Origin of the sequence: Acinetobacter sp. BSP-28 (assembly GCF_044130285.1) — a bacterium.
Lineage (GTDB): Bacteria > Pseudomonadota > Gammaproteobacteria > Pseudomonadales > Moraxellaceae > Acinetobacter.
The window spans coordinates 62,231-85,159 of the sequence record NZ_JBIQOB010000003.1 but is presented as its reverse complement, the minus strand read 5'-3'; the positions used below and the strand labels follow the sequence as shown (position 1 = coordinate 85,159).

The following is a 22,929-nucleotide window of genomic DNA, read 5'->3' as shown; positions in this document are numbered from 1 at the left end:
AGAATGAAAATGATAATAATTATTACTAAATATGTAAAAGTATTATTTAAATTTTATGTAATTTTTTAATCAGTAAGTAAAGCTAGAGAGCCGCAAGGTAATTTGCAAGTCTGCCTGAGTGAAGTATCAGTTTATTCTTGAATACAGCCATCAATTTAAGATTAAAACGATGTGTCGGGTTCTCAAGATTGCGCGTGCTGGCTATTACGCCTGGTTGCATGAACCTGAATCAGGCAGGACCATTGAAGACAAGCGGTTATTACAACTTATTCGCTCTTCTTATGAGACCAGTTATGGCATCTATGGTTATCGTCGCATCACTCTGGATCTTAAAGAGTTAGGTGAAAGCTGCGGGCCTAATCGTGTGCTGAAGATCATGAAGAACAATGGCATTGCCGCTGTTCGAGGATATAAAAAGCATAAGAGTTGTGGCTGTGGTCGTCCTCAGATTGTGCTGTTTAAAATTCAGCATAAAAAATTATCCATGATTAGTTTTCTGTGCCATCCATTGGCACAGAAAGATTCTTATAAAAATAATTAGCGTTGTTTTAGTTTAAATTGATTGCTACTTGAGTATTTTCCTTTTTCAAATGCTTGATTAAAATCAAGGAAACAGCAGCACAGAAAGCAGGTATTGCTAGCAAACTCATGATTTCAAAACTCGAAAGGTTTAATGACATTAACCAGCCACCAACAAGCGACCCCACTACAGAACCTGATCGACCAACTGCATTTGCCCAACTCACACCTGTTGCTCTACAGTGCGTTGGATAAAAACCAGAAGCAAAAGCATTTACACCCACTTGTGAACCGCTGATCCCAATTCCGACACCAAACATGCCAAGCATCAGTATCAGCGTATTGGCGTGTTCAATCCCGAAACCAAGGCAAACCAAGAAAATAGCGCCTAAGACATAGGCAATGCTGAGGGTTTTAGTGGCATCCGATTTATCCATAAGAATCCCTAATGCAATGGCACCAATAGTTCCACCAATCTGAAAAATTGAGGTTAACCAAGAAGCATTGGATAAATTAAATCCTTCATTGGTTAATAAGGTCGGCATCCAGCTTGAAATCATGTAGATAATCAAGAGGCTCATGAAAAATGTACACCAAATTAAAATCGTACCTAAGGCATAACCTTTGACAAATAAATCTTTAAAGCTTGATTTTTCAACCTCATTCACCGTTGGAATCAAATTCGGCTGGACTGTAATATGCGGTGCAATACGTTGGACGATCTTTTCTATTTTTTCTCGGCTTTTATTTTTCAAAACCAAGAAACGTAATGATTCTGGCAATAAAAAATATAGAATAGGTACTGTAATTAAAGGCAGAACACCGCCTATCAATAAAATACCGTGCCACCCTATTTGCGGCAGCAATTGAGCCGATAAGATTCCCCCTAACGCTGAACCAATGGTAAAACCGCAAAACATCATGGTTACCAGGTTTGAGCGACGTGAACTGGGTGCATATTCTGAAGTTAATGTAATCGCATTAGGTAAAGCCCCGCCTAATCCCAATCCAGTAATAAAGCGCCAAATAATCAGTGAATGTAAATCCGGTGAGAAAGATGCAAAAACACTGGCTATACCAAAAACAACCACTGAGCCAATCAAAATTGGTTTACGCCCTAATCGATCTGATAAAGGCCCAAAAATCAGGGCTCCAGCCATCAAACCAAATAGGCCTGCACTAAATAACGGTGCTAAATCAGTTGCTTGTAAAGCCCATTCCGTCTTTAGTGCAGGTGCTATAAAACCTACTGCAGCGGTATCAAAGCCATCAATGGCGACAATCAAAAAGCACAGCCACATAATCAGCTTTTGTGTTACTGAGAGTTTATTGTTATCAATAAAGCTTTGAACATCAATATTTTTGCTATTTTGAGACATAATAATATCCTTACACCATCTGATATGGTGTTCATGCAATCCTTAGCACAAGGCGCTCACTCTTGCTTATTTTTATGATTCAGAGTTGAGCGCCTGTTTGGTTAAATCAGTCTATTGACTTATTTCACATTGACAGTGATGCCGGTTAAGCCTGCAACATCTGCACGCATTACATCACCTTTCACCACAGCACCAACCCCCTCCGGTGTCCCTGTGAAAATCAAGTCACCGGCTTTCAATTCAAACAAAGTCGATAAATTGGCAATGGTTTCAGCCACATTCCAAATCAGGTGGCTCACATCACTGCGCTGCTCAGTTTGTCCATTAACAGTTAGATGAATATCTGCACTGTTAATTTCACCAGTTTCACTGATTGGATGAATTGGACCAACTGGAGCTGAAAAATCAAATGCTTTACCTACTTCCCATGGACGGCCTTTTTCGCGCATTGCCATTTGAAGATCACGTCGGGTCATGTCTAAGCCTACGGCATACCCATAAATATAATCAGCAGCATCTTCTACAGAAATGTCTTTACCATCTTTGCCAATCGCTACAACTAACTCGATTTCATAATGATAGTTATTGGTTTGTGATGGATAAGGAATATCTACTGCATCCTGATTCACTGGAATAATCGATTCCAAATCATTCGGCTTACAAAAGAAAAAAGGCGGTTCACGATCTGGATCAAAGCCCATTTCACGCGCATGGGCAGCATAGTTGCGACCAACACAGTACACACGGCGGACTGGAAATTTGTACTCAGAGCCATTAATAAATAGGCTCGCAGTAGTCATTGGTTCAAAAATAAAAGACATGGTCGATTTCCTTTTCATATTACTTTGATCTGTTAATCAAGTTGCATCAGCTTGCTGTTCAGGTGCCGCCTTTTGGAACGCCTCAAGCGTCATGCAATGTTGATAAATTTCATTGATGTTTGGATAAGCCGATAAGTCGACTTTAAAGCGCTCAGCCGAGACCACTTGTGGAATCAAATAAGCATCAGCAATAGTCGGTTGTTTGCCGTAGCAAAACTTTTCACGTGCCGGATCTTGCTGCAAAAGTTGCTCTAATGCTGCAAAACCATCCTGAATCCACTTGGCACACCATGCATTAATTTGTGTCTCATCAAGGCCCAAGTTCTGGCGTAAATGTTCCAACACTCGCTTATTGTTTAAAGGATGAATATCGCAGCCAATTAAAGCAGCCAAGGCACGTACCTTCTCACGACCCAACGCATCTTTAGGCAGCAATGCTGGCTCTGGATATTGCTCTTCCAGCCATTCAATAATGGCTGGGCTTTGAGTCAAGTTGCCGTACTCAGTTTCCAGCACCGGCACCAATCCTTGCGGATTCAACTTGATAAAGTCTGCTTGATGATGCTGATTTTTGGCCAGTGAAACTGCAACTTGCTCATAACTCAATTGCTTTAAATTCAAAGCAATTCTCAAACGGTGCGATGTTCCGCTACGGAAAAATCCATAAAGCTTCATGCTGCACTTCCTTGGGAATTTTTTGCTGCATCTAAGCAATTTCCCACATTCCATCCATACAGCCACTCCATCGCGTCATAGAAACGCTCTGCAGAACGTCCGCGCCATAAATCATTGCGGACTAAGCGCTTAATGCCAGATGCATGGTAAATTTTACCCATTTCGCGTGAGGACAGAACAATACGCGCCGTGCGTGAAACCCGAGCCTTTTGATACATATCAAAAGCTTTTGCAATATCATTATTATTGACGCGCAACGCCTCACCCAAAGTCACCGCATCCTCCATCGCCATACATGCACCCTGAGCCATATATTGTGTTGTTGGATGCGCTGCATCACCCAGCAAGGTTACACGGCCAAAAGTCCAGGTATCAATCGGTTCACGGTCTGCTGTTGCCCAGCGACGCCAGCTTTTCGGTAATTCAATTAACTGGCGAGCTTTTGGACAAATGCCTTGAAAGTAAGACAGGACTTCTTCTTTAGAACCGTCTGTTACGCCCCACTCCTCTTGTTCACGGCTATGGAATGTAACCACGACGTTATATTCCTTACCGCCACGAAGCGGATAATGTACTAGATGGCAATTAGGGCCAACCCAAATACTGGCTGCATTCCATTTCAAATCTTCTGGAAATTCACTTTCTGGCACAACTGCACGATATACAACATGCCCTGTAACCAATGCTGGATCGCCAACAAAAGTTTCACGTACAACTGATTTCACACCATCTGCACCAATCAGAGCCTGTCCGCGGTATTGTTTACCATCCTGATCAGTAATCGTTACCCCTGCATCATCCTGCTCGACTTTCTTAATCTGGCAGTTGGTAATAATTTCCAGATTACCGTATTTTTTTGCCCCTTCAACCAGCGAACCATGAATATCGGCGCGGTGAATCACTGCATATGGATTGCCAAAACGTTCACGGAATTTTTCATCAGTTGGGATTTTCCCTATCAGATATTCATCAATCGCATCGTGCATGACCATGTAATCGGTATATACCGCCTTACTGCGGGCAATTTCACCAATGCCTAAAGCATCAAAAGCATGAAAGGCATTTGGGCCTAATTGAATACCGGCCCCAATCTCACCTATTTCTGGCGCCTGTTCAAAAACTTGTACTTTAAAGCCTTGCTTCGCCATTGCCAGTGCAGCTGCAAAGCCGCCGATACCGCCACCAGCGATTAGAATAGGTTGTTGTGTATTTGACATGACTTATATCCTTATAAAATATGCTGATCAGTGACGTTCACGAACTGAATACAATCCCAATTTACGTTGCAATGGCGCTTCATCTGCTATAAACAAATAGCAAGGTAGATCAGATGTATTTATTAAATCAATATGTGAAAAACAAGGTGCGCACGCGGTATCTGCTTTGACCAGGTTAAAATTTTTCTGATCGATTTTGACCTGTAGCTGGCCATCAATGACATGGAAAATCTGTGCTGTCGAACGTGGTTGCAATTGTAAAGTTTCATTTGGACGCAGCATTAATGCTGAGTAACCGATAATATTTTGACAGTCCCTTCCAGTTTCAGGATTGATATAAGTTACCTGCACTGGCGCTTGATGATGCTCATCTTCAGCAAGTGCATGGAGAACTTTTTTAGTCTCTTTCCAAGAGTAACGCATGATCGGATAGGAAGGATTTTCACGCGTAAAATGTGCTGTTGGTACTACACCGACACCATAGCGATGTGCATTCCCAGTACTTGTAACTTTTTGAATTTCGCCTGGCTGTACATAAGACGCTTCCATGTAATACACCAATGGCAGATCCAGCACATCTAGCCAAATCACCGGCTCATTTCCATCGTGACCATGCTCATGCCAAAGCCCTGATGGTGTCAGGATTAGATCACCATGTTCCATCATGCACTTTTGACCTTCAACAGTCGTATAGGCACCTTCACCTTCTACAATTAAACGTACTGCATTTGGTGTATGTCGATGTGATGGTGCCCACTCTTTGGGTAATAAAAGCTGCATACCAAGGTACATGACCGAACTAGCTTTCATATTTTCTAGGCCATGTCCTGGGTTGGCTAAAACCAATACACGACGTTCAGCTTTTTCTATCGGTGTTAACTCACCAGCTTCAAGTAGTAAAGGCTTAATATTTTGAAAATACCATGCGGTTGCAATTGTTTGTGGCATTGGTTTATGTGGTGGTAACACATTACGTAAGCTTGGCCATAAAGGCACTAAATTTGATTCTTCAAGTTCACCGAGATAACGTTTTGGCAAGTCATCCAATGTTGCTAACTGTTCCATTGCAGATCCTCTTTTATGGCGCATTCGTACATCCATCATCTGTACTTTTAGGGCCTATCATTCCTTGATCATCAATGTAGCAATGGAAAATTGTTGAATCTATGCACAAAAAACAATAGGCTGTATTGAAAATATCAATACAAGGATTGTAGGATGTTGAATTTAGATACTCGGCTTTTACAAATTTTTCTTGAAATATATAAACATAACAGTGTGTCTAAGGCTGCCGAGCAGTTAGAAATTGGACAGCCTACCCTTAGCATTGCCTTAAATAAAATGCGGGCACATTTTAATGATCAACTCTTTGTACGGATTGAGAATAAAATGCAGCCTACGGAATTATCGAAACAAATATATCCATTCGTCGTAGAAATTCTTAATAGGTTGAAACTCGTTCAAAATTACAATCTTGCTTTTGCCCCTAAAACATCAAATTATCAATTTAAAATAAGCATGACGGATATTAGTCATTTAGTATTATTGCCAAGACTATTGAATTACTTAAGAGAGAATGCTCCTAATATTCGCCTAGAAATCGTACCGATTGATACCAGTACCCCTCTTATGATGTCAAATGGGGACATTGATTTAGCAATTGGCTTTTTACCCCAATTAGAAGCTGGATTTTATCAACAAACATTATTCCAGCAGAGGTATATTTGCATAGCGAGTAAAGACCATCCTAGACTCTCGGGAACTACTCTTTCTGATCAAGAGTTCCGCCAAGAATTACATGTCGATATTTTCGCTACAGGCGGTCATTACATACTCGAACACGAGCTTCAAAAACTTGGAGTTAATCGCAATATTCTTGTCCGTTTACCAAGCTATTTAGGGGTGGGGCTTGTCGTCCAAGATACCGATGCTATAGCCACTATTCCGCATTATTTAGCTCAGCTTATTTTAGCTAGAGGCGGATTAAAAGTATTAGAGCCACCCTATACTTTCCCAACGTATAGCGTAAAACAACATTGGCATGCTCGTGTCCATCAATCACCAAGCAATCAATGGTTACGAAAAGCCTGTCATGAGCTTTTTTCTGACTAAATACGGCTTTTTTGCATAAACATTTAGAAGTTAAAATTACTCTAAATCAGTCAAAATTAAGTGACAATCCGAGTATGAGGTCTGTCTAATTCAGCGCATCTATTTATCATGGCTATACTCGCATGAATTTCATGGACCTGACTCTCAAAGTGCCTTGCACTCAGCTTGATTGGTCTCAAAATGAATTTCAAGAACGTTGGATTCAAGCTAATCTTGAAGGGTTTTACGGACACTTAGACGGATTAGTTCAAATCTTCAAAGAATGTATAATCACTCCCAAACTAAAAATAAGGGAATCGAAGTTTCCCGCTTATTCTCGACTAACTAACTTATTTTCAATCCACTGATTGATTTCCTAAGCTGACCAACCGACACCACGATTCTGCGTAATCTTCACCTTATTTGAGAAACTAGGAACATGATAAGGTTAATTTTCATCCATAATTTCATAAATAATTGAACAACCAACACCAGTGAATTGAATGATTTTTTTAATGTTAATCAGTTGGTTAATTTGGAAAGTTTGACCTAAAAATACATTCATGATGCGTACTCCGATCTCATGGTGACTAGCAACTCGCTCATTAGATACGGGATTTCTGTAAGGTTTTACCCAATTCAATTCAGTTCAAAATTGTTACTGATCCTTGCAATCCTTGCTTGATATTAAACACTTTGTTCCCCCTCTGTTGGCTGACACCTATCCTGTTCTTTATACAATTCCTCGACGACATTCATGCCATTCTCGATATCCACCTCAAACTACGAATTACCATAGACCTGTAAGACCATAACCCTAAGGCAATTGTATAATGGAAAACCTGCAAATCTTTGCTACGCATACGTCGAGCAGAGTCAGTTTTACCTTGTTTTTCATAAAGTCTACAAGCATCTAAAATTTGTGCTGCAGTAATTTCACTGATTGGATACTTTCCAATCGATAAATAAAGTTTCTCCCAAACAAAAGCATTTCGTTTTTGCGTGCTTGATTCAAGTTCTTCAGTTTTTCTGAACTCTTCAGCAATAAATTTAAAGGTATTATCGGCAGCAAATAAGGCTTGTTCCTTTTCCTTAATTTTTATTTCACTAGGGTCAATATTTTGCGAAATTAATTTCCTAAACTCTGCTCGCTTCACTCTTGCATCTGCAAGAGTGACTTCAGGATAAACTCCCAAGGCTATCGTTGATCTTTTTTTAGAAATTGGACGTACATAATCAAATCGCCAATATGTACCACCTTTTTTATCCAATAAAAGATAAAGACCATCTCCATCAGAAACTTTAATGCTCTTTTCCAATACCTTTTTTTTGTTGTGATATTACTGATTTTATCTTCGTATCAGTAAGCGGTAGAATAGTTTTAGCCATTTTTAACGGTATATTTTTAGAGTGAATTAACATGTACCGCAAAAAGCACCGTTAAAATTATGGTGGATTTAGGATACCATTGGACATCATAGAACAATATTAAATTTAAAAATATTTTATTATCAATGATTTAGGATGATTTTGGATTTCAAAGGAAGGGAAAATGGTGCGCTCAGCGCGCATAAGAATGAATAAGTATATTATTGATTTTTAATAATAAAAAATCATTCAAAAACAGTAGATACCGTAATAAATACCGTATAAATACTATTCACTTTTTTCAAATTGCTAATTTGAAATTTATTGACCCAATTTTGACCCAGATCAGATTTAGTGCATTGAATCACTTTAAAATCTTGTTCCAATCCGAATTCAGAATTTGAAATGGCGTACGGCATTATAGCAGAACATTATACTTAACCCGAATCCTGCTTAAGCCGATGATTCCATAATTTGAATTGTTGGCTTATTTCGATGGATTAATTGATATGCACATAACGAAGCATAAATTCCGCTGAGAAATCCATGAGTACTAGGTGCTTTACTCGTTACCAAATGATATTGACCTTTCAATAAGCTGAATAATGTTTCTATTTTATTGCGTTGCCTTAGGTGATATTCATCTGATGTACAGAGCTGTATAGTCTATACCGAGCGAACCCATACGAAAAACCTCGGCAGGATGCCAGGGTTTTTTATTATCTAAACTTCTTAAATTAAAGTTGGATGAGCATCTAGAATACGAATTAAAGTCGCTGCAGGACCAGTCGGATAGCGACGGCCTTGTTCCCAGTTTTGCAGGGTTCTCGCGCTGATATGCAAACGTGCAGCAAATTCAGCCTGGGTTAAGCCTGTTTTCTCTCGTACTTCTTTAATATCTGGCAATTCAAGCTCTGTGACTCGACTGGCCTTTATCTCATTACGTTTGATGGCACCAGCTTCTTTAATTGAAGCAACCAGGTCATCAAATAAGTTGTTATCCATGAAATTGCTCCTTCACTAATTGACGCAGGATCGAGGTTTCTTTGTCTGTCAGATTATCTTTCACAGACTTTGGATAAGCCACCAGGAAAAAATCTGATCATCTTCTGTGACCCAATAATAGATCACACGGATACCGCCACTTTTCCCCTTATTGCCCTGAGCACAACGTACTTTACGAATTCCACCACCATTTTTACCAAGTCCCCCTTATCAGGCTGTACCAAGAGATCTTGCTGGAGCTGACGATATTCTTCATCAGTTACAAGATCTTTGATTTGCTTAGTAAAAATACTAGTTTCAATAAATAGCATGAATTAATATACGTCATTGGCGTATAAAAAAGTATAACATTCCAAAATTTAAAAAACGACAGATTTAAATTTTTAAATTATAAAAGTGCCTACTTCTCTCTAACTTTTAATTAATCCGAATCGCGGATAAGGTTTTTTTCTTTAAAATCAAAATAACTATAATTTTATGATTAATTTGAATCAGTTTTTAGTGTTATCAGATCAAATCATAGGCTTTTTTATGCTCAAACTGATGGATAAGTCTCAAGATGTTTGATAAATCAAACTTTCTACAGGGATATTGAGAAAAATAGGATTCTATCGACTCAAAATTAAAGTTTGCCATAAACGTCCCATACACGCATTGCTATCAGCAAATGGGTGAATAAACTCATAATGAAATACTGAACTCTGAATTAATGGGTGCTCATTGCCTTCAGCCAACCACTGCAATAATTCTCCCATTAAACGGTGGACTTGATTTGCAGGTGGAGCCATATGTACAACTCGATCCCCTGACATTACACCACCCTGACGATATTGCACCACCGCATCAATAACTGTGAGCTAACTCATCGCTATTTCTTTTAAAATAAACCTATGCATTCTCGTTAAAATACCTAGGTTTCTTCACTACAGGACAGCATTATGCTTATTCATGCCGACTTCTCACAACCCGTCATCATCAAACCAGAGGATTACCATTGGGTGAAATCTCCAGGAGGTGAAGTCGATAGAATGATGCTTGATCGTATTGGCGATGAAAAAGCACGTGCAACGAGTCTGGTGAAATACGCACCAGAATCTGCCTTTCCTGAACATCAACATCCTTTGGGTGAAGAAGTCCTCATCTTGTCAGGCATTTTTACCGAGAATACTGAAGATGATTATCCGGCAGGCTGGTATTTACGTAACCCGCATCATTCAACTCATCGGGTTTCCAGCAAAGCAGGTTGTTTAATCTTTGTGAAACTGATGCAAATGACTGAACATGAGAGAGAACCCACCCGGATTAATACCAATGATCCAGCGAATTGGAAGCTTAGCGAACATCGGATGATATGCCCGTTATTTCAATCGGAACATGAGCAGACCTATTTAGAAAAGCTAAAACCTGATCAAATTTTCGTAGAGAAATTAGAACAAGGGATTGAATTGCTCATTATCAACGGTCAATTATTTTGCGGCACTGAAATATATCCAGCAGGTTCGTGGGTCCGTCTTCCCATCCATAGTGCTGCTAAATTTCAGGCAGGTCCATCAGGCGTAACGCTTTATGTCAAAACTGGTCATCTACAACATGCAATCGATGTATGGGTGAAATAAACCATAATGTGTCTTCAAAATGGCTGCCTCATGTCTAGAATACTTGGAGCGGCCCACTTAGCGCTTTTTAAAATCAATATAAAATGCAATGATATATCATTACATTTATGGTGTTTCTTTTTTCATGTATGATCGACTAAGACAAATTCAGGGATAAGGTAATGTTTGAAACTATTGATGATTTAAAGAACAAATTAGATCAGCATCGCCCTCTTTCTCCGTCAATCGTCAAAAATTTACAAGAAGACCTTATTGTCCGCTGGACCTATCACTCGAATGCGATTGAAGGTAATACACTTACATTGCTAGAAACAAAAGTCGTGTTAGAAGGTATAACTGTTGGTGGCAAAGCATTACGAGAACATTTCGAAGCGATCAACCATAGAAATGCTATCTATTATGTTGAAGACATTATTCGCAAAGAAGAGCCTTTTTCTGAATGGCAGATTCGAAATATCCATCAACTCATTCTAAAAAATATTGATGATGACAATGCAGGACGTTATCGCCAGCAAAACGTATTGATTTCAGGTGCTACGACTACTCCTCCTGACTATACATTGTTGAATGACAAGATGGCTCAGCTCGTTGATTGGTACAAATCGGAAGCACATAAGCTTCATCCAATTGAACGTGCTGCTAAAGTACATGCGGATTTTGTAGGTATTCATCCGTTTATTGATGGCAATGGTCGTACATCACGTCTTTTAATGAATTTAGAATTACTTAAAGCGGGTTATCCACCCTGTGTTATTACAGTTGAAAATCGATTGGCTTATTATGAGGCCTTGGATCAATGGATGGCTTATGGAAAAACTGAAGCTTTTATCCAGTTGGTTGCTGAAGCTATACTAGAGGGATTTAAACCGTATCAAGTTGTATTAGGAATTTAGAAGACTAACTTGAGCAGTATCTTGATCGCTAGCACTAGATTGCCACAATTGCATCTAGAATTATTGGTAGAACAAACTCAATAAATTCAAAAAAATTACTCGACTTTTTATAGTCACTGACTTGATATATTATGTTGTTTTTAAAGCATCTATTTAAAAGTGGGTATGTATGCAGATACAAAGCTTTCGTCTTAAAAATATTGGGCAATTCCAAGACCTGAGCGTGTCTTTAGCACCTACTCAACAAGTATCATCAAATATCACTGTATTCATCGGTAATAATGGTAGTGGTAAAACTTCACTTTTAAAATCTGCCACTACTGCATTGACTTGGTTTGTTGCACGTTTAAAAAGTGACAAATCAAATGGTACTCCTATTCCTGAGCACGTTATTTCAAATGGTGCTAACTCCGCAAGTATTGAAATTTGTGTGCAAAACACGAATCCACAGCACCAATTACAATTTTATAATTGGCGTATTGTGAGAAGTCGTTCCGCTAGAAAAACAGATTTAACATCTAATTTGACTGAATTAACTCAATTAACAAATCGCTACAAACAATCTTTAACTGACGATGAAAAAAGTAACTTACCTCTCATCGCTTTTTATCCAGTTGAACGTAGTGTCATCGAAATTCCATTAAAGATTCGAGAAAAGCACCAATTTTTACAAATTGATGGCTATGATAATGCTTTGAATAATGCTGTCGACTTTCGAAGATTCTTTGAATGGTTTCGAGAAAGAGAAGATGTTGAGAATGAGTTTATAAGCAATCAAGCTTCTAATATTAATAAAATTTTAGCCCAAGAATTAGAAGTTCTGGAGTCATTAACTAAACGAGAATTTACTAAAAATAAATCTGAAACAATTAGTTTACAGAATAAATTAACCTCATTAATAAACTCTATAAAATTCAAAGACAATAAAGCAGAATTAGCTACTGATGCTCAGCTCCAAGCTGTACGCAATGCTATCTATGCTTTTATTCCTGAGTTTAGTAATTTGCGTGTTAAACGTAAACCACGTCTACATATGTCTGTAGATAAAAATGGTAAGCCGTTAAACGTTACCCAATTGTCACAAGGTGAAAAATCATTGATGGCCTTGGTTGGCGATATTGCTCGACGCCTTGCCATGATGAATCCAAATCTCGAAAATCCATTACATGGCAAAGGTATAATCCTAATCGATGAAATTGACATGCACTTGCATCCTCAATGGCAACGCACAATTATTCATCGATTACAAACTACCTTTCCTAATTGCCAATTTATTCTAACAACTCATTCACCTTTAGTGATCTCCGATGTTCAAGATATTCTAGTTTACGATCTAGAAGATCAAAAGATTACTGCACTACCATCACTGTATGGACAAGATGCAAATACCGTTTTGTTGCAATACATGGATACAAGTTATCGTAATTCTGTTGTTACTGAACAGATTACCCAAGCAATGGATGCAATTCAGAATAACAATCTTGATAAAGCCCAACAATTGATAAATGATTTAAAGTCAACTGTTGGCGAAAATCAGCTAGACGTTATGCGTCTCATTGCAATGCTCAAAAAAAGATCTCTCGTGATTAAGCAGGGTCTATAAATTGCAACACATTATCAAAACAACAGAACCCGAAAAACTCCGCGAGTATAAAAGGCATCACCCAACTCATCGTTATGATGACCTGAAGGATGATCCGAAACAGATACGCCTAGCTATTCGACAACATTGCTTGGAAGAACAGTCCTATTTATGTGCTTATTGCTGTCGTGCTATTGGTGAAAAAGATCACGACTGTATGAATGAGCACGTAAAACCACGTCAAAAACATCCACAATACAGCTTGGATATGAATAATATTGTCGCAAGTTGCACCACCAATGGATGTTGTGATGATGCGAAGGATAACGATGAAATAGCCATCACACCATTATCTGAACGCTGTGAAAATGAATTTAAATTCAATCTAAGTGGAACAATTAATGCTGTCACACCTGATGCTATACAAACTGTAAAGGTACTCAAATTAGGAGATTCTTTACAGCAGAATCAGAAATTAGTAGATATGCGCAGACAAGCGATTGCAGGTTTTCTTTTTACTCAAAGTATCGATCCTGATGATCCAGTTGATATTGAAGATGATGAACTTTTAAAGTTACTGATTGAAGAGCTTAAGGATGCCCCTAATGGCAGACTAACTCCTTTTGCTCCTGTCATTATTAATGCTTTGAAAACATGGGTTGATGGAAACAAGCTCTGACTTCTCTTTTGAAGAGGAGTGTAAGACTAGATTGAAATTAATATATGAATGTATGAGTAAGGGAATACCCCTTACTCATACTCAAGTTAATTATGCAATTCACAACAGAGTCTAAAGCCTATTTTCATTCCTTTATATTTACCAGATGAATGTAAAGGAGGCTGACTACGCAAAACATAGTTATCACCATAAAAACTTGTCAGTGTGTCTGATCTAATACAAGTCTTTTCTAATAACCACTCTCCAAAAACAGTTGATTTCATGAATTTTAAGTTATGCTTTACAGTGTATTCTATGGACTCGTATTTCAGTAATAACTCCTGAAAATTCCGTTCTTCCATGTAAGGTGGATGACCTACAATTTTTTCTCCACCCTTATCATAGAAAGCAAGATTGTAAGTATAAACTGGTTCCTCTTTAGCATATCTTCTTGAAAAACCGCCATCCGAATTAATTTTAATTAATGGTCCTGTTATTGAGTCCTTTGTCCAACCTGCATATATATCTACTGCTTGTTTAAATGGTGAGATTTCCAAGTACTCATCCAAGGCCACTAACCGAGTTTCAACTTTATGTTTTCTATTAAACCAACTGATAAATGCCATAACATCATACCAAGTTAATGAAACTGGCAAATTAACATCGTTATCTTCATTCACACTATCCAAGTTATCTAACATTCCCTGTGGCTTTGTTAAATCAACTCTCCCTTTAACATATTGAGGATTTTCCTCTAAGAAATCACGAAAATCTGAAATAGTTATAAGATCGGATATCAATAAATTTTTACCATTTTTTAGTTCAACTCGATGGAATCCATTTAATTCAATAGAAGTTCTCAAATCAGTTAATGTGTTGTTGTATTCTCTATACAATGATTTCTTGAGTAGTTCATCGATACCAGGATAATTTCCAATTGTTCCACCAGACAAATAATGTTGAGTTTCTACCAAGTGACATTGTAGTTTTCTATTCCCCTTAAACTCAAAGTAGAACCAGCGTTTAAAATGATACTCATCATCAAATTTAGGTATATCAGCTCTTTTCAAATATGGTAAATAAAGTTGATGCTTAAACTCTTGGTCACGTTGATCTTTAAAAATAAAATCATATGCCCCATTTTCACTCTTTAAAAATACAAGATTATTATTAAATGGAATGACTTCTACCCAACCAATATTCAGCTCATTAATACGCTTAACGAATAACTCCATTTTTTTATTATAGTGAAATAACTCTTTCTCTTTTAAACTCATATCCGAATAATACAATTCGAAGACAGAATCTGCTTTTCTTGGTTTTACTAATTGATCACCAAGTAAATTAAATCCTGCACAAATGCAGATTACCTCACTACCAATTACAACATCTATCAACTTTCTAGTCGTGTTTTCACCATTATTAATAACAACATCCAGATCAGGATCAATTAAAGCACGATCTACGTTACTAGAATCTTGTATTTCATAGAGATTTTTTAATCCATACTTTTCACAATCTATATCAAGAGATAAGGTCAGGATTCCGTCAAAAAAGTATTGATCATAATCAAAATTGTATCCAGTAAAAATTTTTTCTGGAATTAAATGATCACTATAAAAAATTCTTTCTGAAATATCTTGTCTTTTATGTTTAAAATTATTTGTAGCCCCAAACCCAGGCAATCTTGGGGTTATTAAATCTTGATATTTAAATAATTGATGTTCATTCATGAATGGTAGTAATTCATTTTCATAAGCATCTAAATAACCTGAAAAACCTCTTTTAAAACCTAGTTTATTTGCTAAAGCATTTAAAACTGTGCTTCGTTTAATATCTTCACGATCCGCTGCAATTTTTTTTGCTGACAATTTGATTAGATCCGGCTCTACCCCAAAGATAGGTACAATGTGAAAATTGTCCAATGGCATAAATGCAAGAGGTTTAAGTTTTGATAAATTTCTAGATTGTTTTTGTGACACGACAAATCATCCGTTAAATTTTAAGTAATATGAACCTAACAACTGAATATAAATTCAGAAGCATACTGACTCGATAACGGATGTAGTCTTTGCTAGAACAGCAGAGAGAAGGTTTCTTTGTTTAAGATAGTATGAAATCTTAACCGCAGGCTGAAACTATGCCTAGCAAAAGCATATGAAAAATATATTATTTTGTCAATAATGTTTGAATGATTATTTGAGGTGGTGGAAGTTGAACTAGCAATTGAAACTATTGTAACTATTAAAGAACATCCATGTTCTTTAACCCAGATTTACCCAAGCTCGATCAAATTATCTTGTGAATGCTCTTCAGCATCATCAACTCTTTCGAATTCTTCTTTTGCCATAACAACGTCCTCTTTAATAAGTGACATTAAAACTTCATGATTGATGAATTTCATAGCAGAAATAATTGCTACTAAGATTCCAACTATTAAGATAGCAAATTGAGAAAAAATATATGTATTTTCATCGACAAAAAACAAGTTCCATCCTAAATATTTAAACAACAAAGTTAAGAGAGTATTTGATATAAAAATTGGTACTGATGATACGTATAAAAGGAAATAAATTATTGGTTTAAATTTTAATGCCTGAGATCTATCGATTGAAACGAATACATCTTCCTGCCCAAATTTTTTAACTTTTATCTTGTGTCTAATTTTTTTTATCTTATTGACCATTGAAAAAAAGTTATTAGGGGATTTTAGCTTAAGAATATTCACTTCCTTAAAGCCTAGTTTTTCAGTGGCAACCATTGCCTGTGCAAAGGCACTCTTTTCATAATCAGTGATATCAGCTCGCTTAATTTCTTCTTCATATTTTTTAACAGATACCGCCCTATCTGCATAAAATTTTGCACTATGGGTAAAGCGTTTTCTGCTATCTAACCAAGATAAAATTGGGTAAATAAAAATGATAAGAGGTAAATATTTTAAGATTACATCCAATGATTACTACTCCAAATGGCTAGTTAAACCTGTGGGATGAAATAGCACCCCACTCTATTCACTACTTCGAATTTGACCACTAATTAATGTTACTTACAATTTCCAATGCTTTAGCTTGGATCAAATAATGTTGATCTGTTTCATCTGGATCATACTGAACTCTAATAATTAAAGGGTTAGATTCAGCAGTACTTTTATCTTCTATTAACCCTTCTTGATTTTCGATCTTATATTCAATAATGCCATGCTCTGCAGCAAACTTTATGAGCTCTTTTACTTCATCGCTTAAGTTTAAAAAATCATTTTTACCTGCGATATATGTCTGAATATAAGACTCTGTATTCATATCAACCATATGAGAAATAACTTTGTGAGCTGAATCGAACTGCTCATCTATTTCTAACTTTTCTACACAAATATGAATTCGTTTTAAAGTTTTCGAATTGATGATCTTTTCTGCTGAAATTACTTCAGGGACTGTACTAACTATGATTCGTCCAAATTTGTCCTGCAATTTGTCCGTTATAATTAGCTTCTTTAAAAATTTTTCAAGCAATCCGATTTGGATCTCATTTTCAGGGTCTTTCACTTCACAAACCAATTTTTGATGTAAAGGAAAAAATATAAATTTAAAGAATCTTGGGTTTGCTTTTAAATTAGATGGAATATAGTTTTCCTCTACATTTTTATGACGATTCCTTTCATTTTTTTCTTCGTCATACCAATCACTTGTAATTCCATTACTTTTAAAAACTTCACCACTAAAACCATTAAGTAAGTTTTCTTCATTCAATGGTTTAATGAAACGAAATTTTAAATAGTTATTGCGTTCCAAAGGAATCTGTCTAGGGTTCTTTCGAAGCTCTTCAAAAAGCTCAACATAAGTTTCAACCGTTGTACCTTCCCGAAGTAACTTAATATCTACAACAGCATAGTTTACAGTACGATTACGCGCCATTATTACACTCTCTAATCTAAAAATTTAATAGGATACTCAATGGCTTCGAAAAGCCATTGAGCATTATTTACTTGTCTATTTTTCTTTGCGAACACCTTTAAAGGGAGTTTTATCCGATGTCTTAACATCCATAAAACGCCCAGTATCAGTATCACGTTTAACCCAATGACCACTTGGGGTTTGTGTTTGAGAACGGTCGCGAACCATTCCATTACGATGTCCATCACCTGATGGAGGATTTGTCGCCATAGCTAATTTCCTTTTTCTGTTTAAATTAACCTGTTTAATCTGATTGCTTCAAAAAGGGCATTTTGCCCTTTAGAGTACTATAGCCCAATAAATCTGATTAAGTCAAGCAGTTTAATCAGATTTATTTAATCTTTAATAGGTCTATAAACAAACTCATAACCACCAGAAGCAGCTGTTTCTTTTTCACCTAGAATATAGCCTTGATTAAACAACTTCTTTAGCTTCATACTTGCATTGGGAATAGAAACATCGAAGTGATTAGCAATCATAGAAGTTGTAACTCTTGATTGTTCATAAATGAAATCTAGCAACTCTTGTGTTGCTGAATTAATTTTTGGACCTATCCATAGCTGCTTATCTTCATGTCTGATTAACAAAGGTTGCTCTTTCGCCTCTGCACCATATTGCCAATTATCTATCAAATCCTTATTTTTAAAATTTGTTAAATAAAAAGCTTTTTCCCCACGAAAATTTTTTGCTAGCGATACGATGCTTTCCCTTGGGAAAGAAGCGTCTGTGGCATCAATACCTCGTAAAGATACCTCGAAAATAGAGTACTCAGGGTGTTCATCAATATATATTGATATAGCTTGATAAACTTCTCTCCCTTCTTGATTGCCAAAAGCAACAGATGAGTTAACAAGTTTTCTAAGCTCTATAAAATTTTTTTTAGTCATCTGTTAAATTTAACCCGTTTAAACAGCCTCAGTCAATTATAAAATCAAAACAGATATGTGTACCATGTATATAAGTTAAATTTTTGTGAATATCTTCACTGATCAACTTACCTTTTCGATAGATCAATTGAATACTAAAATCATTCAATCTAATACTTAGATTTGCATCAAACCGACTTGCATTATCGGTAGTACTTTTAAAGCCTAATCCTCTACCACTACTTTTACCAAACCTAGTAATTTGCCCTTTTGAAAAAACTTCCAATGCCAAGCCTATATCTGCTTCTTCCTGATCCTCAGGATATTTTTTATATAGATCTGGATAGTTATGTTTAAGAGTTGTCCTTAATGTGGCCACCACACCTCTACCACTATCAGAAATTACAGCTTGTATGTGTTTCTTTGAATTCGGTGGACTATATAGCTGTAATCCAGCAAATCCCTTCAATTTAGACTCACTATGATCACTGACATTCCCAATAAACTCAGCAAAAAATAGAGTTGCAACATTCGCATATTCTGATGATGTCTGAGTAATAAAACTTGTCCTCAAGTCATTTTTTAATTGCTTATTTTCACTCTTTGGACAAATTTCACCAAACTCAACTAAAGAACGACAATTCCCTTTAAACTGCTGCGCAGTTGAGTGACTAGGTCGCTTAGGCAAGATGATAATACCTGTATTTGTGAGTTCAAAAAAACCTGCTCTATTTAAATAGCCGTGTGAAGCAGTACAATTTTCAAGATCTATAACAACCTTAATTCCATAATCATTAAGCTGATTTATCAATGAAATAAATCTAGCTATAACTTCCATTAGTAATTTAGTATTTTTTTTAAAGATGAAAGATACTCTGCCTTTGTTTATGAAAAAATCATGTCCTGCTAGAACTTCATTCTCATATGTGTTTGCATCTACCCACCCAGAGGGGAAATCAATTTTAATTTCCTTTACATTTAATGGATCTTTGTTGCTCCAAGTAAAATTAGCATCATCTCTTATATAAACATCTATATTCTGTGCTAGAAATGAGTTTATTTCTTTTTTATGCCAACCAAGAATTGCTGCTATTTCAGAACCTTTTAAATTAGGTTTTACATCCAAAACATTTGCTATCGATTCTCTCACCCATCCCCCCCTCAAATATTTTTAAATAAATTAGGCTAAATAGAAGTCACCATTGATGACGACTTCTGTAAGTAAAACTAAACCTCTTCCATCTCAATCAAGTTTTCCAAGGTCTGACTAAACGTATCTTGGAATGCTGAGTCCTTACGGTAAAGGTTATACAAATCCACCATATTTTTACGCTGTACCACCATAATTTCATCAAGCATCTTTTTAAATACCAATGCTCTGTTCTGTGGGTCTTGCGTCTGCTTATACTTCTTCATAAAGTTTTGATGCTGCTGAATACGCTTCACCAAATCAATGATAATCACCCGTTGATCTTGTGGTGTTGCACTCCAATCCTGAAACCACTTTTCATTAAACTTCGAAATAATCGTATCTAAAGTCTCATCATCATTTTCTTCGCTTGGATTACGAGGATTTGGATTTTGTGGATCTAAAACTGTCTCTTCTGCATCAAGCGTAATGGTTTTGTTGATATGCTCACGCTTTAAAGCATAGGTACTTAAGTCGACGGATTCCAATAGATCATCAATACCATTCAATCGTCCATCTTGTACATTCAGTTTTGGAATAAGGAATTTTAAGAACCAATAGAGCTGTTCCCATTCCTTGTTATTAAACTGCATGATTGAGGAGACTTGAGCATAAATTTTAACGAATTGTTTAGCCTTTACTTTAAAATCAACCCGTTGCTCATGCTCCCAAGAGCCTTTTCTCTCTTCATCGAAACGTGCTGCCACTGTATCAATAATTGGGCTTAGATCACTGCCTGATGCATTACTAAAGAACAGTTCATTAAACTTCACCACTTCATGTAATTCATAAATGCCTGTGTCATCCAATGCAGTTTTGATGTCATTCAACACATTGACATCAGTCGCATTGGACAATGAAGTCGAGGTATAGAAATCATCAAAGGCTTTTTTGATATCATCAACGTCGTTATAAAAATCTAAGATAAATAAGTCTTCGGTGCGTTTATTATATTTTGGCGCAGCACGGTTTAAACGTGACAATGCCTGCACACATAGTACGCCTGTCAATTTTTTATCGATATACATCGTGGTCAGTTTCGGTTGATCGAAACCTGTGAGATATTTGTTTGCCACCACCAAAATACGGTTTTCATCTAAATCAAACTTTTCTTTTGTTTTAGCATCATTAAATCCATTCAGTGATTCTTCAGTATAGGTTGCACCATCAACTTCTTTCTCACCTGAGAACGCAATCATGATATTAAATGGGTTATTTTTTTGATCTAGCAATTTTTTGAGTGATAAGTAATAGCGGATTGCAGCTTCAATGCTTTGTGTCACCACCATGCCCTTTGCGACGCCTTTGAGCTTTTTCTTATTGACCACGTTATCAATGAAGTGCTCAAGCATAATGCTGGCTTTGGCATCAATGGATTGTTGTGATGCTTCCACATAGGCTCTTAAAATACGTTGTGCTTTTTTCGATTCAAACATTGGATTATCTTCAATCGACTTTTGAATCTCATAAAAGCTCTTATAGGTCGTATAGTTTGCCAACACATCTAAAATAAAGCCTTCTTCAATGGCTTGTTTCATACTGTATAGATGGAATGGTACATATTTGCCTGTCGCAACATCTAGTTGACCAAACTTTTCTAAAGTGGTGTTTTTAGGCGTTGCAGTAAAAGCAAAGTACGATACATTTTCACGCTTTTTACGTGTGGTCATCATTGCCACAAGCATGTCCTGAACATCATCAGCAGTTTTTAACGCTTCATTGCCCATCGCTCGGTTCATGCTGTTATGTGCTTCGCCTGACTGTGAACTATGTGCTTCATCAATAATGATGGCAAAGTTTTTATCACTTAAATCAGTCACACTATCCCAAATGATGCGGAACTTTTGAATGGTGGTAATAATAATCTTTTTACCTGTTTCTAAAGCACTTTTTAATTCAGCACTGTTCATTGCAGGGGCAATAATGTTTTTGATTTCCGAAAAATCTTTAATATTATCCCGCAGTTGTTTATCCAAAATTTTACGGTCTGTCACCACAATTACCGAATCAAACAACGGTTGATGTAACGCTCGTTTGCCTGCTGCAAGTGCATTATTTGGATAGGCTTCAATGAGCTGAAAAGCTGCCCAAGTAATTGAGTTTGATTTTCCCGAACCTGCGGAGTGTTGAATCAAATACGGCTTGCCTACGCCATGCTGTGACACATCACGAATGATTTTACGTACCACATCAAGCTGATGATAACGTGGGAAAAATAAGGTGCGTTTGCTGAGTTGATCTGAATCTTTACCGTCTAAACGGACAAAGTGTTGAACAATATTGACCAAGCTTTCTTTGGCAAAGATTTCTTCCCACAGGTATGCTGTTTTATAACCGTTTGGATTAACAGGATTACCTTGTCCACCTGAAGCTGTACCTTTGTTAAATGGCAAAAAGTAAGTCTTTTTACCTTCTAGTTTGGTGGTCATATAGACTTCATCAGTATCCACAGCAAAATGCACCAAGCAACGTGCAGGTGTCAGTAATGGCTGTGTTGGATCACGATCTTCACGATATTGTTTTTGACCGTGATAACGTGCTGTTTGATTCGTCCATGCGTTTTTAAGTTCCATCGTCACTAATGGCAAGCCATTGAGGAAGATGACCATATCAATTTCTTCACGACGGTTTTTTAGTGAATACTGTACTTGTCGTGTCACGCTAAAGATATTAGACGCGAAATTTTGTTTAACCGATTGGCTACTGCTTGCCAATGGGCATGGATACATAAAATGAAAATGTTGCTCATCGAGTGCCATGCCTTTTTTAAGCATATAGGCAATGCCATGTTTTTTAATCAGCTTGTCAAAACGCCCTAGAATTTTTTGTTTCCAGTCGTTTTTGTTATAGGCTTTGTAGGCATCTAAGCTATCTTTTTGAGTGCTTTCTAAAAATTGAAAAAATAGTTTTTCATCAATGGCATAGTCTGTATTAAAGTCAGACACTTGCCCGATGACATAGCCCAAACCCGTATGGGCTTGAGCGATGCCTTGAGCAAGGTCTTCTTTACAGATACCGACCAATGCACGTTCGATATTTTTTTCTAAAGCCAATTCGTTTAAATTTTTGTTCACAGTTACCCCCTCTTGCATGCATTGGT

At 36.9% G+C, this 22,929-nt stretch carries 20 protein-coding genes and 5 pseudogenes; 6 read left to right on the top strand and 19 right to left on the bottom strand.

The genetic code is table 11. From position 1 onward, the window contains the following. Positions 1-118: 118 nt before the first annotated feature. Complete coding sequence (locus ACE01R_RS02970; RefSeq protein ID WP_395546016.1) at positions 119-541, top strand: IS3 family transposase; 423 nt, start codon at positions 119-121, stop codon at positions 539-541. A 7-nt stretch (positions 542-548) separates the two neighbouring features. On the opposite strand, the gene ACE01R_RS02965 is transcribed toward ACE01R_RS02970, so the two are convergent. The 5 genes from ACE01R_RS02965 to ACE01R_RS02945 form a co-directional block, all read right to left on the bottom strand. Further along, a complete protein-coding gene (locus ACE01R_RS02965; RefSeq protein WP_395546015.1) occupies positions 549-1,898 on the bottom strand; it encodes an MFS transporter in 1,350 nt (449 codons plus the stop codon). Between the two features lie 119 nt (positions 1,899-2,017). Further along, on the bottom strand, positions 2,018-2,719 hold the full coding sequence (locus ACE01R_RS02960) for a fumarylacetoacetate hydrolase family protein (protein WP_395546014.1): 702 nt from the start codon (positions 2,717-2,719) through the stop codon (positions 2,018-2,020). 36 nt (positions 2,720-2,755) lie between these two features. Beyond that, entirely contained in the window at positions 2,756-3,394 is a 639-nt protein-coding gene (gene maiA, locus ACE01R_RS02955) for a maleylacetoacetate isomerase (RefSeq protein ID WP_395546013.1), read from the bottom strand. Beyond that, positions 3,391-4,611, bottom strand: a complete 1,221-nt coding sequence (locus tag ACE01R_RS02950) for a 3-hydroxybenzoate 6-monooxygenase (RefSeq protein ID WP_395546012.1) — start codon at positions 4,609-4,611, stop codon at positions 3,391-3,393. The genes maiA and ACE01R_RS02950 overlap by 4 nt, the downstream gene beginning before the upstream one ends. 27 nt (positions 4,612-4,638) lie before the next feature. Beyond that, the gene (locus ACE01R_RS02945; protein ID WP_395546202.1) at positions 4,639-5,676 is read right to left on the bottom strand and encodes a cupin domain-containing protein; all 1,038 of its coding nucleotides are present in this window, start codon (positions 5,674-5,676) and stop codon (positions 4,639-4,641) included. Between the two features lie 153 nt (positions 5,677-5,829). On the opposite strand from ACE01R_RS02945, the gene ACE01R_RS02940 reads away from it, so the two are divergent. Next, positions 5,830-6,723 (top strand): LysR substrate-binding domain-containing protein, encoded by an 894-nt coding sequence (locus ACE01R_RS02940; RefSeq protein WP_395546011.1) that lies wholly within the window; start codon positions 5,830-5,832, stop codon positions 6,721-6,723. Between the two features lie 56 nt (positions 6,724-6,779). On the opposite strand, the pseudogene ACE01R_RS02935 reads toward ACE01R_RS02940, so the two are convergent. The 7 genes and pseudogenes from ACE01R_RS02935 to ACE01R_RS02905 all read right to left on the bottom strand — a co-directional run. After that, positions 6,780-6,890: pseudogene (locus ACE01R_RS02935) on the bottom strand (IS5/IS1182 family transposase); the annotation flags it as partial. 188 nt (positions 6,891-7,078) lie between these two features. Next, positions 7,079-7,267: pseudogene (locus ACE01R_RS02930) on the bottom strand (AlpA family transcriptional regulator). Between the two features lie 190 nt (positions 7,268-7,457). Further along, complete coding sequence (locus tag ACE01R_RS02925) at positions 7,458-8,021, bottom strand: integrase arm-type DNA-binding domain-containing protein (RefSeq protein ID WP_395546010.1); 564 nt, start codon at positions 8,019-8,021, stop codon at positions 7,458-7,460. Between the two features lie 502 nt (positions 8,022-8,523). Then, positions 8,524-8,733 (bottom strand): annotated as a pseudogene (locus ACE01R_RS02920) (IS982 family transposase); the annotation flags it as partial. A 69-nt stretch (positions 8,734-8,802) separates the two neighbouring features. Further along, complete coding sequence (gene nadS / locus ACE01R_RS02915) at positions 8,803-9,075, bottom strand: NadS family protein (RefSeq protein WP_004641921.1); 273 nt, start codon at positions 9,073-9,075, stop codon at positions 8,803-8,805. Beyond that, a pseudogene (locus ACE01R_RS02910) lies at positions 9,068-9,386 on the bottom strand (type II toxin-antitoxin system RelE/ParE family toxin). The gene nadS and the pseudogene ACE01R_RS02910 overlap by 8 nt, the downstream one beginning before the upstream one ends. Positions 9,387-9,686: 300 nt before the next feature. Then, positions 9,687-9,926 (bottom strand): annotated as a pseudogene (locus ACE01R_RS02905) (Fic family protein); the annotation flags it as partial. Between the two features lie 87 nt (positions 9,927-10,013). On the opposite strand from ACE01R_RS02905, the gene ACE01R_RS02900 reads away from it, so the two are divergent. From ACE01R_RS02900 to ACE01R_RS02885, 4 genes are all read left to right on the top strand, one after another. Beyond that, complete coding sequence (locus tag ACE01R_RS02900) at positions 10,014-10,691, top strand: cupin domain-containing protein (protein ID WP_395546009.1); 678 nt, start codon at positions 10,014-10,016, stop codon at positions 10,689-10,691. 161 nt (positions 10,692-10,852) lie between these two features. Continuing rightward, on the top strand, positions 10,853-11,584 hold the full coding sequence (locus ACE01R_RS02895; RefSeq protein WP_395546008.1) for a Fic family protein: 732 nt from the start codon (positions 10,853-10,855) through the stop codon (positions 11,582-11,584). 169 nt (positions 11,585-11,753) lie between these two features. Next, entirely contained in the window at positions 11,754-13,187 is a 1,434-nt protein-coding gene (locus ACE01R_RS02890; protein WP_395546007.1) for an AAA family ATPase, read from the top strand. A 1-nt stretch (position 13,188) separates the two neighbouring features. Further along, positions 13,189-13,845, top strand: a complete 657-nt coding sequence (locus ACE01R_RS02885) for a hypothetical protein (protein ID WP_395546006.1) — start codon at positions 13,189-13,191, stop codon at positions 13,843-13,845. Positions 13,846-13,931: 86 nt separating this feature from the next. Here ACE01R_RS02885 and ACE01R_RS02880 read toward each other — a convergent pair whose 3' ends face one another. From ACE01R_RS02880 to ACE01R_RS02850, 7 genes are all read right to left on the bottom strand, one after another. Further along, positions 13,932-15,806 carry a hypothetical protein gene (locus ACE01R_RS02880; RefSeq protein WP_395546005.1) on the bottom strand — a complete coding sequence of 625 codons (1,875 nt, stop codon included), beginning with the start codon at positions 15,804-15,806 and terminating at the stop codon, positions 13,932-13,934. Between the two features lie 293 nt (positions 15,807-16,099). Then, a complete protein-coding gene (locus ACE01R_RS02875; RefSeq protein ID WP_395546004.1) occupies positions 16,100-16,777 on the bottom strand; it encodes a hypothetical protein in 678 nt (225 codons plus the stop codon). Between the two features lie 79 nt (positions 16,778-16,856). After that, on the bottom strand, positions 16,857-17,735 hold the full coding sequence (locus ACE01R_RS02870) for a DUF4747 family protein (protein ID WP_183175989.1): 879 nt from the start codon (positions 17,733-17,735) through the stop codon (positions 16,857-16,859). A 75-nt stretch (positions 17,736-17,810) separates the two neighbouring features. Next, positions 17,811-17,984 carry a hypothetical protein gene (locus ACE01R_RS02865; protein WP_171260619.1) on the bottom strand — a complete coding sequence of 58 codons (174 nt, stop codon included), beginning with the start codon at positions 17,982-17,984 and terminating at the stop codon, positions 17,811-17,813. Between the two features lie 125 nt (positions 17,985-18,109). Next, the gene (locus ACE01R_RS02860) at positions 18,110-18,661 is read right to left on the bottom strand and encodes a DNA-binding protein (protein ID WP_218955495.1); all 552 of its coding nucleotides are present in this window, start codon (positions 18,659-18,661) and stop codon (positions 18,110-18,112) included. Positions 18,662-18,689: 28 nt separating this feature from the next. Further along, complete coding sequence (locus ACE01R_RS02855) at positions 18,690-19,790, bottom strand: ATP-binding protein (protein ID WP_180183893.1); 1,101 nt, start codon at positions 19,788-19,790, stop codon at positions 18,690-18,692. A gap of 77 nt (positions 19,791-19,867) precedes the next feature. Continuing rightward, positions 19,868-22,903 (bottom strand): type I restriction endonuclease subunit R, encoded by a 3,036-nt coding sequence (locus tag ACE01R_RS02850; protein WP_395546003.1) that lies wholly within the window; start codon positions 22,901-22,903, stop codon positions 19,868-19,870. Positions 22,904-22,929 lie beyond the last annotated feature (26 nt).

Excerpts from the sequence above, each read along its gene's own strand:
- ACE01R_RS02965 (WP_395546015.1), bottom strand. The coding sequence starts at position 1,898 with ATGTCTCAAAATAGCAAAAATATTGATGTTCAAAGCTTTATTGATAAC.
- ACE01R_RS02960 (WP_395546014.1), bottom strand. The coding sequence starts at position 2,719 with ATGTCTTTTATTTTTGAACCAATGACTACTGCGAGCCTATTTATTAAT.
- maiA (WP_395546013.1), bottom strand. The coding sequence starts at position 3,394 with ATGAAGCTTTATGGATTTTTCCGTAGCGGAACATCGCACCGTTTGAGA.
- ACE01R_RS02950 (WP_395546012.1), bottom strand. The coding sequence starts at position 4,611 with ATGTCAAATACACAACAACCTATTCTAATCGCTGGTGGCGGTATCGGC.
- ACE01R_RS02945 (WP_395546202.1), bottom strand. The coding sequence starts at position 5,676 with ATGGAACAGTTAGCAACATTGGATGACTTGCCAAAACGTTATCTCGGT.
- ACE01R_RS02940 (WP_395546011.1), top strand. The coding sequence starts at position 5,830 with ATGTTGAATTTAGATACTCGGCTTTTACAAATTTTTCTTGAAATATAT.
- nadS (WP_004641921.1), bottom strand. The coding sequence starts at position 9,075 with ATGGATAACAACTTATTTGATGACCTGGTTGCTTCAATTAAAGAAGCT.
- ACE01R_RS02900 (WP_395546009.1), top strand. The coding sequence starts at position 10,014 with ATGCTTATTCATGCCGACTTCTCACAACCCGTCATCATCAAACCAGAG.
- ACE01R_RS02895 (WP_395546008.1), top strand. The coding sequence starts at position 10,853 with ATGTTTGAAACTATTGATGATTTAAAGAACAAATTAGATCAGCATCGC.
- ACE01R_RS02890 (WP_395546007.1), top strand. The coding sequence starts at position 11,754 with ATGCAGATACAAAGCTTTCGTCTTAAAAATATTGGGCAATTCCAAGAC.
- ACE01R_RS02870 (WP_183175989.1), bottom strand. The coding sequence starts at position 17,735 with ATGGCGCGTAATCGTACTGTAAACTATGCTGTTGTAGATATTAAGTTA.
- ACE01R_RS02865 (WP_171260619.1), bottom strand. The coding sequence starts at position 17,984 with ATGGCGACAAATCCTCCATCAGGTGATGGACATCGTAATGGAATGGTT.
- ACE01R_RS02860 (WP_218955495.1), bottom strand. The coding sequence starts at position 18,661 with ATGACTAAAAAAAATTTTATAGAGCTTAGAAAACTTGTTAACTCATCT.